Source organism: Gottfriedia acidiceleris, from assembly GCF_023115465.1.
GTDB lineage: Bacteria > Bacillota > Bacilli > Bacillales > Bacillaceae_G > Gottfriedia > Gottfriedia acidiceleris_B.
In genome coordinates, this window is record NZ_CP096034.1 from 61125 (window position 1) to 75401 (window position 14277).

The 14277-nt window shown below is 34.5% G+C and carries 14 protein-coding genes and 2 tRNA genes; all 16 read left to right on the top strand.

The genetic code is table 11. The annotated features are described in order from the left end of the window. The first annotated feature begins 46 nt into the window (after positions 1-46). Positions 47-337: a septation regulator SpoVG gene (spoVG, locus tag MY490_RS00300; RefSeq protein ID WP_056474486.1), complete on the top strand. Its 291-nt coding sequence runs from the start codon at positions 47-49 to the stop codon at positions 335-337. Between the two features lie 141 nt (positions 338-478). Beyond that, entirely contained in the window at positions 479-1837 is a 1359-nt protein-coding gene (glmU, locus tag MY490_RS00305; RefSeq protein ID WP_248267565.1) for a bifunctional UDP-N-acetylglucosamine diphosphorylase/glucosamine-1-phosphate N-acetyltransferase GlmU, read from the top strand. 44 nt (positions 1838-1881) lie between these two features. After that, positions 1882-2835 carry a ribose-phosphate diphosphokinase gene (locus MY490_RS00310; protein WP_069033957.1) on the top strand — a complete coding sequence of 318 codons (954 nt, stop codon included), beginning with the start codon at positions 1882-1884 and terminating at the stop codon, positions 2833-2835. Positions 2836-2940: 105 nt separating this feature from the next. Continuing rightward, positions 2941-3504 carry an aminoacyl-tRNA hydrolase gene (gene pth / locus MY490_RS00315; protein WP_088014772.1) on the top strand — a complete coding sequence of 188 codons (564 nt, stop codon included), beginning with the start codon at positions 2941-2943 and terminating at the stop codon, positions 3502-3504. 88 nt (positions 3505-3592) lie between these two features. After that, on the top strand, positions 3593-3826 hold the full coding sequence (locus MY490_RS00320; protein ID WP_056474476.1) for an anti-sigma-F factor Fin: 234 nt from the start codon (positions 3593-3595) through the stop codon (positions 3824-3826). A 175-nt stretch (positions 3827-4001) separates the two neighbouring features. Beyond that, positions 4002-7532, top strand: a complete 3531-nt coding sequence (gene mfd / locus MY490_RS00325; RefSeq protein WP_248267566.1) for a transcription-repair coupling factor — start codon at positions 4002-4004, stop codon at positions 7530-7532. Positions 7533-7753: 221 nt separating this feature from the next. Beyond that, on the top strand, positions 7754-8290 hold the full coding sequence (spoVT, locus tag MY490_RS00330; protein ID WP_248267567.1) for a stage V sporulation protein T: 537 nt from the start codon (positions 7754-7756) through the stop codon (positions 8288-8290). A 215-nt stretch (positions 8291-8505) separates the two neighbouring features. Then, complete coding sequence (locus MY490_RS00335; protein ID WP_248267568.1) at positions 8506-10095, top strand: putative polysaccharide biosynthesis protein; 1590 nt, start codon at positions 8506-8508, stop codon at positions 10093-10095. 18 nt (positions 10096-10113) lie between these two features. Then, on the top strand, positions 10114-11568 hold the full coding sequence (mazG, locus tag MY490_RS00340) for a bifunctional methyltransferase/pyrophosphohydrolase YabN (protein ID WP_248267569.1): 1455 nt from the start codon (positions 10114-10116) through the stop codon (positions 11566-11568). Positions 11569-11602: 34 nt separating this feature from the next. Beyond that, positions 11603-11872 (top strand): RNA-binding S4 domain-containing protein, encoded by a 270-nt coding sequence (locus MY490_RS00345; protein ID WP_056474461.1) that lies wholly within the window; start codon positions 11603-11605, stop codon positions 11870-11872. 90 nt (positions 11873-11962) lie between these two features. Further along, a complete protein-coding gene (yabP, locus tag MY490_RS00350) occupies positions 11963-12268 on the top strand; it encodes a sporulation protein YabP (protein ID WP_056474457.1) in 306 nt (101 codons plus the stop codon). Further along, positions 12265-12876, top strand: a complete 612-nt coding sequence (gene yabQ / locus MY490_RS00355; RefSeq protein WP_248267570.1) for a spore cortex biosynthesis protein YabQ — start codon at positions 12265-12267, stop codon at positions 12874-12876. The genes yabP and yabQ overlap by 4 nt, the downstream gene beginning before the upstream one ends. Beyond that, complete coding sequence (locus tag MY490_RS00360; RefSeq protein WP_248267571.1) at positions 12877-13254, top strand: FtsB family cell division protein; 378 nt, start codon at positions 12877-12879, stop codon at positions 13252-13254. A gap of 85 nt (positions 13255-13339) precedes the next feature. Beyond that, positions 13340-13810 (top strand): S1 domain-containing RNA-binding protein, encoded by a 471-nt coding sequence (locus MY490_RS00365; RefSeq protein ID WP_248267572.1) that lies wholly within the window; start codon positions 13340-13342, stop codon positions 13808-13810. A 152-nt stretch (positions 13811-13962) separates the two neighbouring features. Continuing rightward, positions 13963-14039, top strand: a tRNA-Met gene (locus MY490_RS00370). Between the two features lie 11 nt (positions 14040-14050). Continuing rightward, a tRNA-Glu gene (locus MY490_RS00375) sits at positions 14051-14122 on the top strand. The last annotated feature ends 155 nt before the right edge of the window (positions 14123-14277 follow it).

Below are 14277 nucleotides of genomic sequence, written 5' to 3' on the forward strand. Positions count from 1 at the left end.
TGAAACTTACTAATTATGGTTTAAGTTGATAAAGGTGGTGAACAAGATGGAAGTGACAGACGTAAGACTACGCCGCGTAAACACGGAGGGTCGTATGAGAGCTATCGCATCAATTACATTAGATCATGAATTTGTTGTTCATGATATTCGCGTAATCGATGGTAATAACGGTTTATTTGTAGCAATGCCAAGTAAACGTACTCCGGATGGAGAGTTCCGTGATATCGCTCATCCGATTAACTCTTCAACTCGTAGCAAAATACAGGATTCTGTATTAGCTGAATATCACCGTGTAGGTGAGTTGGAAGAAGACTTTGAAGAAGCAGGTGCTTCTTAAAAATATGACCAAAAAGAACCCATTATTGTATAATGGGTTCTTTTTTTATGGTATAATAAAATGGATGTATTTTGTGGAAAAATATTAAAATTACCAGTTTGAGCTACCAGGTATAGGTATTTAGATTGATGGAGGATGACTATGTCAAATAAATATGCGATTGTTCTAGCTGCAGGAAAAGGTACTAGAATGAAATCAAAATTATATAAAGTACTTCACCCTGTTTGTGGGAAGCCTATGGTTCAACATGTTGTAGACCACGTAATGTCAGTTGGTGTACAAAATATTGTAACTGTTGTAGGTCACGGAGCGGAATTAGTTAAAACACAAATAGGTGATCATAGCGAATATGCTCTACAAGCTGAGCAATTAGGTACTGCACATGCTGTTATTCAAGCGGCGCCAATGTTGAAGGATAAAGAAGGAACTACTTTAGTAATCTGTGGAGACACACCATTAATTTCACCAGAGACAATTCAAGCATTATTCGATGAGCATGAAAAATTACAGGCAAAAGCTACAATTTTAACAGCCCATCTTGAGGATTCAACTGGTTATGGTAGAATAATTAGGGGCGAAAATGGGTCTGTATTAAAAATTGTGGAGCATAAGGATGCAAGTCCAGAAGAGCTAACAGTTCAAGAAATCAATACAGGTACATATTGCTTTGATAATAAAGCATTATTTGAAGCATTAAATGAAGTAAACAATAATAACGCTCAAGGTGAGTACTACTTACCAGATGTTATTGAAATACTAAAAGCAAAAGGTGAAATAGTAGCTGCATATAAAACAGCAAATTTCGATGAAACATTAGGTGTAAATGATCGATATGCATTATCTATTGCAGAATCAGTCATGCGCAAAACTATTAACAAAAAGCATATGTTGAACGGTGTAACAATTATCGATTCAGCTAGCACATATATCTCTGCAGATGCAAAAATTGGTTCGGATACAATTATTTACCCTGGTACAATGGTCTATGGAAATAGTATAATTGGAACGGGTAGTACAATTGGCCCAAACACTGAAATTATCGATAGTGAAATTGGTAATGATACAGTTATTAAGCAATCAGTTGTACATGAAAGTAAAATTGGTGATTCAACTACAGTTGGCCCATTTGCTCACATTCGTCCTGCGTCAACATTAGGTGATGAAGTTCGAATTGGAAATTTTGTTGAAACGAAGAAAGTTACTTTTGGCAACGGAAGTAAAGCATCTCATTTAAGTTATATTGGTGACGCGGAAATTGGTCAAGGTGTTAATCTTGGTTGTGGCTCAATCACTGTGAACTATGATGGTAAAAATAAATTTAAGACAACGATCGAGGACAATGTCTTTGTTGGTTGTAATTCAAATCTGATTGCACCTGTAACTGTGAAAAAAGGTTCATACATTGCAGCTGGTTCAACAATTACTGATGAAGTTCCAGAAGATTCACTAGCAATTGCAAGAGCAAGACAAGTGAACAAAGAAGGTTACTATAAAAATTAATTATAGATAAAAAGAAAAGAAAAAAAGCGGAGGGTACACGAAACATGCCTAATCATTATCCAGACAAGCATTTAAAAGTATTTACTCTAAACTCGAATCCTAAATTGGCTGAAGAAATTGCAAAACACATTGGTGTAGAGCTTGGTAAATGTTCGGTTTCTCGTTTTAGCGATGGAGAAGTGCAAATTAACATTGAGGAAAGTATCCGTGGTTGTGATGTATTTATCATTCAATCAACAAGTTTCCCTGTAAATGAAAGTATTATGGAATTATTAATTATGATTGATGCTTTAAAACGTGCATCGGCAAAAACAATTAACATTGTAATTCCTTACTACGGTTACGCTCGTCAAGATCGTAAAGCTCGTTCACGTGAGCCGATTACATCGAAGTTAGTTGCAAATCTACTTGAAACTGCGGGATCAACTCGAGTGATTACACTTGATTTACATGCTCCACAAATTCAAGGATTCTTTGATATTCCGATTGATCACTTATTAGGTGTACCTATCCTTTCAGATTACTTTAGAAAAAAACAGCTTGAAGATATCGTAATTGTTTCTCCTGACCACGGTGGAGTAACGAGAGCTCGTAAAATGGCAGATCGTCTAAAAGCTCCGATTGCTATCATTGATAAACGTCGTCCAAAACCAAATGTTGCTGAAGTTATGAACATCATCGGTAATATTGATGGTAAAACGGCTATCTTAATTGATGATATTATTGATACAGCGGGTACGATTACACTTGCTGCTAATGCATTAGTAGAGCATGGTGCAAAAGAAGTATATGCATGTTGTACACATCCTGTATTGTCTGGACCGGCAATTGATCGTATTGAAAACTCTTGTATTAAAGAATTAGTTGTAACAAATTCAATTTGTCTTACTGAAGATAAAAAGACTGATAAACTTGTTGAGTTATCAGTTGCTGGCCTATTAGGTGAAGCGATTATCCGTGTATATGAAGAGCAATCAGTAAGTACTTTATTTGATTAATATAAAAATTACATCTTTGCTTTGAAACTTATAAGAGGACGTAACCAGAAGTGGTTACGTCTTTTCGTAATATAAACCAAGTGAATTAGAATGGAGGATAATAAAATGAAGTTGTTTGTAGGATTAGGCAACCCAGGTAGAGAGTATGAAAGAACGCGACATAATATTGGATTCATTGCGATCGATGAATTAGCTCACCGATGGGGCTTTTCATTAACCCAACAAAAATTTAATGGTATTTATACTTCAGGAATTGTGAACGGAGAAAAAGTTTTTTTGCTAAAACCTTTGACATATATGAACTTGTCAGGTGAATGTGTAAGACCATTTATGGATTATTTTAATATTGATATAGAAGATCTTGTCGTTCTATATGATGAAATGGATATTCCAACCGGAAAGCTACGTCTACGTACAAAAGGAAGTGCTGGGGGTCATAATGGTATAAAGTCATTAATTCAGCATTTAGGAACACAAGAATTTCAACGTGTTCGAATTGGTGTAGATCGTCCATCAAATGGAATGAGTGTTGTAAATCATGTGTTATCAAACTTTTTTGAAGAAGAAATTGCTGAAGTAGTTGATGGTGTAAAAAGAGCTGCAGATGCATGTGAATATTTTTTAAAGCATTCTTTCGTGGATGTAATGAATCAATATAATAAAAAATAAAAAACAGGAATTTAAGCTTTCACATTGAATAAGTATAGTTAGTACAATCCATACTGTATATATGAATTTATGTAGTATGGAGGAAGTAATGGAATTATTAGATTGTCAGTGTCGGTATTGTAGTAAACAAATGGGTAGTATTGAAAAACAACAGTTGTTACAAGTTTCATCTTCGTATTGTCATTCTTTCGATGAAGAATTAAGCGATTTTGTAAATTTTATTCAATCTCCTAATCAAGTAATTTATATTGTGTGCGAGGATTGCGAAATGACTCTATCTGAGTTTCCACATTACCATGAATATAAGAATTTCATAAATTAAATTGCCTTTGGTTTATAACTGAGGCGTTTTTCTGTTTTTTTCTAGACTCTGTTAAGATGAAGTGTGTGTAGCTATACAAATGACACTAAAAAGAGCAAATTACAAAAAAACTATAAATATAAACTTCAACTAAGATTATTGTTACTTAGATTGACTGTTAGGGGAGATTGACTTCGTGATTGGTTTAATTGAACAATTTAACCAGTATAAAGATATTAAGAAAGTAATAAATGGCCTGAAAAATGGTCTAAAAGAACAATTGGTTACAAACTTAACGGGATCTGCAAAGACGTTGCTTGCTGGAGCTGTTTTTAAAGAAACTGGACAAACGCAGTTAATCGTAACAAATAATCTTCTCCAAGCACAAAAAGTATCGGAAGACCTAAAATCAGTAGTTGGGGAAGATAAAGTATTTTTATATCCTGCAAATGAATTAATTGCTTCAGAGATTGCAGTATCAAGTCCAGAGCTTAGATCGCAAAGACTAATCGCATTAAATAGTTTGATGTCAAAAAAACCGTCCGTTGTAGTAACACCTGTTTCAGGATTAATTGGCTTTTTGCCATCTCCAGAATTATGGAATAACTATCAGATCAATTTTGAAATTGGTGAAGAAATTAACTTATCGAATTTGATTTCAAAGTTTGTCCAAATGGGCTATGAACGTGTTGGTATGGTCGAAAGTAAGGGAGAGTTTAGCGTACGCGGAGGAATTCTTGATATCTATCCGCTAACTTATGAAGATCCTATTCGAATTGAACTCTTTGATACAGAAATCGACTCAATCCGTTCGTTTTCTCCTGATTCACAAAGGTCTATTACAAAATATGAGAGTGTCCATATTGGTCCAGCGACGGAAAGGATTATTTCCAAGACTGATTTGCAATTAGGAGTTCAACGAATTGAACAAGCATTTAAAACAACTCTATCAAAAATAAGTGATCAACAAGTAAAAGAGTTATTGGTTGAAAAGGTAACCTATGACCTTGAGCAACTAAAGCAAGGGCAATTAATAGATCAAATATACAAATACTTTGGTTTAATCTATGAAAACCAATTTAGTTTACTAGATTACGTTCCAAAGGAAACTGTTGTTGTTATTGATGAAATTTCGAGGGTTCAAGAAATAGTAGAGCAGCTAAAAAAAGATGAAGCAGAGTGGTATACGTCATTACTTGCTGAAGGAAATGCATTACATGGAGTAAGTTTTTCACATGACTTTTTTGAATTACTACATTCGAGAAAGCGTCAACAAATTCATACGAGTCTTTTCCCTAGAAGAGTACCTCATACGCATCCTGAACAAGTAGTTTCGATTCAATGTAAATCGATGCAAGAGTTTCATGGACAAATGAATCTGTTGAAAAATGAATTAGATCGATGGAAGAAAAATAACTATACAATTGTTATGCTCGGTGAAAGTGATGAAAGAACAAATAAAATTGAAAATATATTAGAAGATTACAAAATCGAAGGTAAAATTGTCTCTTCTTTAGAGCAAATAAAAAATGGTGAAGTATACATCTTGAAGGGTGATCTTCGTTCTGGATTCGAACTTCCTTTGGAGAAATTTGTTCTAATAACAGAGCGTGAGTTATTCACTAAAAAAGCTAAGAAGAAAAAAAGAATCAATACAAAATTATCAAATGCAGAACGAATAAAAAATTACTCAGAATTAAAAGTTGGAGATTATGTTGTTCATGTAAATCATGGTATTGGTAAGTTTTTAGGAATTGAAACATTAGAGATTAATGGTATTCATAAAGATTATTTACATATTCGATATCATGGGGACGACAAATTATTCGTACCGATAGAACAAATTGATCAAGTGCAAAAGTATGTTGGATCTGAAGGTAAGGAACCAAAGATTTATAAACTTGGTGGTACTGATTGGAAAAAGGTTAAGAAGAAGGTTGAAGGCTCCGTTCAGGATATTGCTGATGATTTAATTAAGCTTTATGCAGAACGCGAAGCATCGAAAGGCTATGCTTTTTCACCTGATGGCCTCGAACAACAAGAATTCGAATCTTCATTTCCTTATCAGGAAACTGACGATCAACTTAGATCAATTCATGAAATTAAAAAGGATATGGAAAGAGAACGTCCAATGGATCGACTGCTTTGTGGTGACGTAGGATACGGAAAAACTGAAGTAGCTATCCGGGCGGCTTTTAAAGCAATTGTTGAAGGAAAGCAAGTTGCTATTTTAGTTCCTACTACAATTTTGGCACAGCAGCATTTCGAAACATTAAGAGAAAGGTTTCAAGATCATCCAATTAATATCGGTTTGTTAAATCGTTTCCGCTCTCGCAAACAGCAGCTTGAAACGATGAAAGGCTTAAAAGAGGGCTCTGTTGATATAGTAGTTGGAACACACCGCTTATTATCAAAGGATATTCTATATAAAGATTTAGGACTTTTAATTATTGATGAAGAGCAAAGATTTGGTGTATCTCATAAAGAAAAAATAAAACAACTAAAAGCAAATATAGATGTTTTAACTTTAACTGCAACTCCAATCCCTCGTACATTGCATATGTCGATGCTAGGAGTTAGAGATTTATCAGTCATTGAAACGCCACCAGAAAATCGTTTTCCAGTTCAAACTTATGTAGTTGAATATAATGCTGCATTAGTGAGAGAAGCGATTGAAAGAGAGCTTGCTCGAGATGGACAAATATATTTCTTATATAATCGAGTAGAAGATATTGAACGTATGGCTGAACAGATTTCGATGCTTGTACCAGATGCAAAAGTAGCTGTAGCACATGGTCGAATGAATGAAGGGGAACTTGAATCAGTTATGTATGCCTTTTTAGATGGTCAATATGACGTATTAGTAAGTACGACGATTATCGAAACAGGCGTGGATATTCCAAATGTTAATACATTGATTGTATATGATGCAGATCGAATGGGTCTATCAACGCTTTATCAATTACGAGGGCGCGTAGGTCGTTCGAATAGAGTGGCATATGCGTACTTCACATATAAACAGGATAAAGTATTGACTGAGGTTGCCGAGAAGCGTCTGCAAGCAATTAAAGAATTTACAGAACTAGGTTCAGGTTTCAAAATCGCAATGCGTGACTTATCAATACGAGGTGCAGGAAATTTACTTGGAGCACAACAACATGGATTTATTGATTCGGTTGGTTTCGATTTATATTCTCAAATGTTAAAAGATGCAATCGAACAGCGTAGAGGGGTTAAGAAAGAAGATATTATTTCAATTGAAATTGACATTGAAGTAGATGCTTATTTACCTGACACGTACATCCAAGATAGTAAGCAAAAAATTGAGATGTACAAGCAATTTAGACGTGTTGAAACGTTTGAAGAGTTAAACGATTTACAAGATGAATTAATGGATCGTTTTGGTGATTTCCCGTTAGAAGTAGGTTACCTATGTCAGGTTGCTCATATTAAACTTTTAGCTATTGCAGAGAAGATTGAACTGATTAAACAAGTTAAATCAGAAGTGAGTGTTTATTTCTCTGAGAAGGCAAGTGCTAATATTGATGGTGGTAAGTTATTTCAACTATGTAATTCATTCGGTAGAGGCATTGGTCTAGGTATGGATGGATCGAAATTAAAAGTAACGTTTGACGTAAAAGGAAAAAATCCAGCTGATTGGCTTACTACGCTAGAAGGTTTAATTAATGGATTAAAGAACGTGAAAAAAGAGAGTGTAAACGCTTAGGAAATGATTGCTTTAATTAGGCGATAAAGTAATTAAAAGTTACCAAAAAGTGCTTACAGTACTATATTTTTAGTAAAGGTGTTAAAAAATCTCACTTATTTTGTATAGAACTTTCGTTGTGAAGGATACTATCATTAATTAAGGGTGACCCTACCTCATTGTCACTCGGATATCTTTCATCAACGTAGACATGCAAGTAAGTGAGGAGGCGCTTTACAAGTATGAAAGCAACAGGTATAGTTCGTCGAATTGACGATTTAGGTCGAGTAGTAATACCAAAAGAAATTAGGAGAACTTTACGGATTCGTGAGGGTGATCCATTAGAAATATTTGTGGACCGAGATGGAGAAGTCATTTTAAAGAAATATTCACCAATTAGTGAATTAAGTGATTTTGCGAAGGAGTACGCTGATGCACTTTACGACACACTTGGACATACTGTCATTATAAGTGACCGAGATTCAGTTGTAGCAGTTGCGGGGGCTTCCAAAAAAGAATACTTAAACAAAAACATTGGTGATATTATCGAAAAAACTATGGTGGAGCGTAACTCAAAAGTAGTTAGCGAGCCTGGGGAAGCTTCATTTATCGAAAGTGTAATTGAAAAATACCAATCCTATGCAGTAGGAGCAGTCATCGCAAGTGGAGATCCAATTGGAGCTGTTGTTATCTTTTCAAAGGATAAAACAATTTCTGAAGTGGAAAAGAAAGCAATCGATACTGCTACTAACTTCTTAGCTAGACAAATGGAGCAATAATCATATATGAAGTAAACATGGGCCAGTAAAGGAATATTACCTTGACTGGTCTTTGTTTTTCCCTTTGATATAAACTACCGTATTCACATTTGAACAAACCCATTACTTGCTAAAATTGGAAAAGAGAGGTTTTTTCTTTTGGCAACTCTTTACATAAGCCCTATTAATGTAATACATTAAAGGGTGAACCGTCTATCAAAGGAGTTGTTATCCTTTTGCAAAAAGCTAAGCAAAAAGCAGCCCTACAAGGGGCTTTGTTCATAACAATAGCATCATTATTATCGAAAGTACTAAGTGCGTTTTATAAAATTCCTTATCAAAATATTGCCGGCGATTTAGGTTACTATATTTACCAACAGGTTTATCCTGTCTACGCAATTGCTTTAGCTTTTTCTACATATGGCTTTCCTTTAGTTTTATCATCTTATGTTGCTGAAAGATTGGCGAAAAAAGACGACAAAGGGGCTAAAGATTTGGTGTATGCAACATTTATGATGTTGTTGGTCATTGGTATATTGTGTTTCTTTACTTTATACATAGGAAGTAATAGTATAGCGAAGTTTATGCGTGATGATCATCTAGCGATGTTAATTCGTGTTGTTAGTGTTGGCTTTTTATTTGTTCCAATTACTTCAGCATTTCGAGGATATTATCAAGGTTTAGGGGATATGGGACCAACTTCAGTCAGTCAGGTGATTGAGCAATTAATTCGAGTTATTACGATTTTAGTGCTGTCACTTTATTTAATTCAAACGACCGACAATCTTTATATTGTCGGTGCAGGGGCTGTTTCAGGTTCAATACTTGGTAGTATAGCAGCGATACTGTACTTCTTTTATTGGGTTTCTTTTCGTGGATCTGGTTTGACCATACCCTCATTTGGTTTACTTAAAACCTATCGATTAGAATTAAAAACAATTTTGTATCAAGGTATCCTACTGAGCTTAAGTAGTTTAGTACTTGTATTCATTCAGTTTATCGATTCACTCTCTTTTTATCCGTTATTAGTACAGTATGGATATCATGTTGAAGGTGCTAAGCTAGTAAAGGGTATTTATGATCGTGGATTTCCGCTCATTCAATTAGGCTCTGTCATTGCTTCATCATTTTCACTGGCCTTAATTCCGTACTTATCAAGTGAATTAGTTCGTAAAGAACATCATTCTATTAATAATCGAATCTCAGGTGCCATTAGAGTAAGTATTGTAGTAGGAGCAGCAGCAACAATTGGTTTAATTTCAATTATCCATCCGACCAATATCATGCTTTATCGAAATGATTTAGGAACGGATGTCTTAACTGTTTTATGTATATCGATCTTCTTTGCTGGGGTATCGATTACGACATCTTCAATCGCACAAGGATTAGGTAAAAGTTTAATTCCAGCTTTAAATGTAATTGCTGGAGGTTGTGTTAAATTTATTGGAAATGTTATTTTAATGGAGCAAATCGGATCTAAGGGAGCAGCTTATTCAACGGTATCTGCTTTAATTATTGTTACGATTTTGAACTTAGCTTATATATATAAATTGTCAAAAGTAACATTTTTTGACTTTAAGTTTATTGTGAAATTACTAGTATCTGTAGCCATTTTGTATGGTTGTGTATATGGTTATGAATATGTATTTGAAAAATATGCGATGTTTATTAACCCACTTCGTTTGAGAATGTTAGTTGAGGCACTATCTTCAGCGGTTGTAGGTGCAATCGTATTCGCGATTGTATTAATAAAAATTAAGTTATTTACAGTAGAAGAGCTAAGCTCAATCGTTAAAAGTGAAAAATTAAGAAAATGGCTTTCTTAAAAGAACAGGAGGATCAAAATGAACAAGATTACAGTTTTAGGTTTAGGAGCAGGTGACCTTAATCAGCTTCCATTTGGTATCTATAAAGAGTTACAAAAAACTGACAATCTTTATTTACGTACAAAAGACCACCCTGTTATAAGTGAATTAGAAACAGAAGGATTAACGTTCCAATCATTCGATGCAATTTATGAAAAACATGATCGTTTTGAAGAGGTATATGAAGAAATTGTTCAACTACTGGTGAAAGCTTCTGAAGCAGGTGCAATTACATATGCTGTACCAGGCCATCCTCTTGTAGCGGAAAAAACTGTTCAGCTATTAATAGAGCTTGCAGATAAAGGAAATATCCAGCTAGACATCAAAGGTGGACAAAGCTTCTTAGATGCGATGTTCACAAGTTTAAAAATTGATCCGATCGAAGGCTTCCAGTTTGTAGATGCAACAGATTTAGAGGCAGAGTCGATTACGTTTAGACAGCATTTGATCATCTGCCAGGTTTACGATCAAATGACTGCCTCTCATGCGAAATTAATGCTAATGGAGCAGCTACCCGATGATTATGAAGTCGTAATAGTCACGGCAGCGGGTAGTTCAAGTGAGCAAATAAGAAGGGTACCATTATTTGAATTAGATCGCGATACATCAATTAATAATTTGACAAGTGTTTATGTACCTCCAGTTAAAAATGAAGAGGATCTGTATCATCAATTTGAAACACTTCGTTCTGTCATTGCTACTTTAAGAGGCCCTAATGGATGTCCGTGGGATCAAAAGCAAACCCATGAATCATTAAAGAAGTACTTATTAGAAGAGGCTTATGAGCTACTTGAAGCAATCGATGAAGAAGATGACGATCATATTATTGAAGAGCTAGGAGATGTATTACTTCAAGTCATGTTACACGCCCAAATTGGAGAAGATGAAGGATATTTCTCAATCCAAGATGTAATTCAAGGATTAGTAAGTAAGCTAATTTATCGTCACCCACATGTATTTTCAACCGTTCATGTGAATGATGAGGAAGACGTATTAAAAAATTGGCAAGAATTAAAACAAGCTGAAAAAGGACATGTCGTTGAATCTGTTCTTTCAGGAATACCAAAGGATCTTTCAGGAATATTAAAAGCAGAGAAACTTCAAAGTAAGGCCGCGAAAGTAGGGTTTGATTGGAAGGAACTACCGCCAGTGGTAGATAAGGTTAACGAAGAGTTAGCTGAAGTGCTTGATGCCATCAAATTGAATGATCAGTCTAAAGTTGAAGCGGAACTTGGTGATCTGTTATTTAGTATTGTTAATTTAGCACGTTTTATTGATGTAAATCCTGAAGAAGCTATTTTAAAAACAAATATGAAATTTACAAAACGTTTTCAATATATTGAATCAAGACTTCGTGAAATAAATAAGACATTTTCTGATGTATCTCTTGAAGAAATGGATGAGATATGGAATGAAGCTAAAAAATACGAATAATGTCTAATTGAATGAAAATTAAGGAGAATAAATGATGAGACTTGATAAATTTTTAAAAGTATCGAGAATTATTAAGCGTCGTACACTTGCAAAAGAAGTAGCTGATCAAGGAAGAATAACGATCAATGGAACAGTTGCAAAAGCATCTACAGAAGTCAAAGTAAATGACGAGTTAAAAATTCGATTCGGGCAAAAAATTGTTACAGCAAAAATTAATTTACTTAAAGAAACCGTTCGAAAAGAAGAAGCAGATGCAATGTATACAATCATTAGCGAGGAAAAACTGTCAGATAGCTTGTTCTAAAAAAGTTGTCCCTTCATATACTTGTACAAATAACACTGTATTAGGAATCGATTTACAAGCGGTACAGTTTATGTAAATGGAGGGACTAGTATGAATAATCCGTATGAGTTAAATGCGAAAAATACAAGCCAAATAATCGAGCAGGATTTATCGTTAAAAAGTAGAAGATATCTTGAGATTACTGGAGTAAAACAGGTTGAGAGCTTTGATAGTGAAGAGTTCCTATTAGAAACAGCTTTAGGCTTTTTGCATATTAAAGGTCATAATTTACAAATGAAAAACCTCGATGTAGAAAAAGGTCATGTAGCAATCAAGGGAAAGATTAATGAACTTTGTTATATTGACGAGTACAATTCGGGGAAAGCTAAAGGAATCTTTAGCAAGCTATTTAAATGAGCTTAAACGTTCAGTTCTACTCAATGATAGCGATGGTCGGTATGGGTGCATATCTTGGTATGGCACTAGATACATACCATCGTTTTTTATATCGAGGTACTCGTAATCGATTGATTGTATTTGCAACTGATATATTATTTTGGATTTTTCAAGCTCTACTAGTTTTTTATGTATTATACTTAGTTAATGAAGGTGCACTTAGGTTTTATTTACTATTAGCTTTACTATGTGGTTATGCGGCATATCAAAGTCTTTTTCGAACTATTTATAAAAAAATACTAGAACTTGTTATTCAACTAGTTATTAGCATTTATCGCATTATAGTAAAGTTGATCGTAATATTTATTGTAAAACCTATAAAGTGGATTATTCAGGTAATAATTATCATTCTTTTGTTTATTTATGGACTTCTTATTCGACTAATCCGTTTAGTTTACAACGTTGTACTATCAATTCTTTTGTTTTTCGGCAGAGTATGTTGGTTTTTTGTGCCAAAACGAGTCAAAAACTATTTCATACAATTTAAAGGAGTTTTCGGAAAATTCAAGAATATCTTCCTTACTACTATTAAAAAAGTAAAGGACCTTTTAGATAGGAGGAAGAAATAGGTGGAACATGCGAGAAAATTGGATTTAACTAGACAAGTTCAAGATAAACAAAATATTACTTTAGTTGAGGAACATGGTGTTAAGCCTAGGAGAAGGAGTTTTAAAAAGTTTTTAGTACGAATTTCATTATTCTGCTTTTTAACTGTCCCCCTATTCTTTTTATTACAATCTCATTATGTAACACAACAACATGTGTATTCATCTAAAGTAAAGCAGTTAAGGCTAGCAAAGGTTGATCTAAAGAAAACAAAGAGTACGGTAGAGGATTCAAAGCGCATGATTGACCAATTGAACGATGATCAATATATTATTGAGTTAGCTAGAAAAAACTTATTTTTTTCTAAAAAGGGAGAAATAATTTTTCCTAATATCAAGTAATTATCGTTTCATTGACACTTGTTTTTATTATTTTATATAATATAGTAAATCCAGTTAAACATTTTTAAGGAGGAGCATTTTTTTTATGTCAATTGAGGTAGGCAGCAAAGTTAGTGGGAAAGTTACAGGGATTACAAATTTTGGTGCTTTTGTAGAGTTACCAGAAGGAGTAACTGGACTTGTTCACATTAGTGAAGTAGCTGACAACTATGTTAAAGATATTAACGAACATTTAAAAGTTGGCGATGAAGTAGAAGTAAAAGTAATCAATGTTGAAAAGGACGGTAAAATCGGTCTTTCAATCAAAAAAGCGAAAGAACGTCCACCAGTAAAAGAGGGAGAGCGTGAGCAAAGACCTCGTCAAAGCAGACCTTCATATGGAGGCGGCGGTGGTGGAAACCGTGGCAAAAATCAAAACCGTTCGGAACAACGTCCGGTTAAAGAAACATTTGATCAAAAAATGAGTAAATTTTTAAAAGACAGTGAAGACCGTCTAGCTTCATTAAAACGTAACACGGAATCTAAACGTGGTGGCCGTGGAGCTCGTCGAGGCTAATCCTACCTTGTCAGGACATAAATAGGTATATAGAACACGCACTCTTTAATGGGTGCGTTTTTGTATGGAAAAAATAATTAAATAAGATTCTAAAAAACTGTTGACGGTTAATTGGTACCATGATAATATAAATCTTGTCGTTTAAAGATAATGGCGGTGTAGCTCAGCTGGCTAGAGCGTACGGTTCATACCCGTGAGGTCGTGGGTTCGACTCCCTCCGCCGCTACCATTTCCTTTAACGGCCCGTTGGTCAAGTGGTTAAGACACCGCCCTTTCACGGCGGTAACACGGGTTCGAATCCCGTACGGGTCATACAACAACAAAAACGTTTGGTCTCTATAAGAGAGGCTAGGCGTTTTTTTTAAGGAACATGCATCCCCATCTCTTAAATCCATTCTTCTTCCATACTTTTTCTCTTTATTCTGAATTTCGATTGACATAAAATTTAATAATTGCGTTTCTTTTAC

What these genes read in the sequence shown, in the direction of transcription:
- pth (WP_088014772.1), top strand. Translation starts at nt 2,941, where the DNA reads ATGAAGTTGTTTGTAGGATTAGGCAACCCAGGTAGAGAGTATGAAAGA.
- spoVG (WP_056474486.1), top strand. Translation starts at nt 47, where the DNA reads ATGGAAGTGACAGACGTAAGACTACGCCGCGTAAACACGGAGGGTCGT.
- yabP (WP_056474457.1), top strand. Translation starts at nt 11,963, where the DNA reads ATGAATAATCCGTATGAGTTAAATGCGAAAAATACAAGCCAAATAATC.
- mazG (WP_248267569.1), top strand. Translation starts at nt 10,114, where the DNA reads ATGAACAAGATTACAGTTTTAGGTTTAGGAGCAGGTGACCTTAATCAG.
- spoVT (WP_248267567.1), top strand. Translation starts at nt 7,754, where the DNA reads ATGAAAGCAACAGGTATAGTTCGTCGAATTGACGATTTAGGTCGAGTA.
- yabQ (WP_248267570.1), top strand. Translation starts at nt 12,265, where the DNA reads ATGAGCTTAAACGTTCAGTTCTACTCAATGATAGCGATGGTCGGTATG.
- MY490_RS00320 (WP_056474476.1), top strand. Translation starts at nt 3,593, where the DNA reads ATGGAATTATTAGATTGTCAGTGTCGGTATTGTAGTAAACAAATGGGT.
- MY490_RS00365 (WP_248267572.1), top strand. Translation starts at nt 13,340, where the DNA reads ATGTCAATTGAGGTAGGCAGCAAAGTTAGTGGGAAAGTTACAGGGATT.
- MY490_RS00345 (WP_056474461.1), top strand. Translation starts at nt 11,603, where the DNA reads ATGAGACTTGATAAATTTTTAAAAGTATCGAGAATTATTAAGCGTCGT.
- glmU (WP_248267565.1), top strand. Translation starts at nt 479, where the DNA reads ATGTCAAATAAATATGCGATTGTTCTAGCTGCAGGAAAAGGTACTAGA.
- MY490_RS00310 (WP_069033957.1), top strand. Translation starts at nt 1,882, where the DNA reads ATGCCTAATCATTATCCAGACAAGCATTTAAAAGTATTTACTCTAAAC.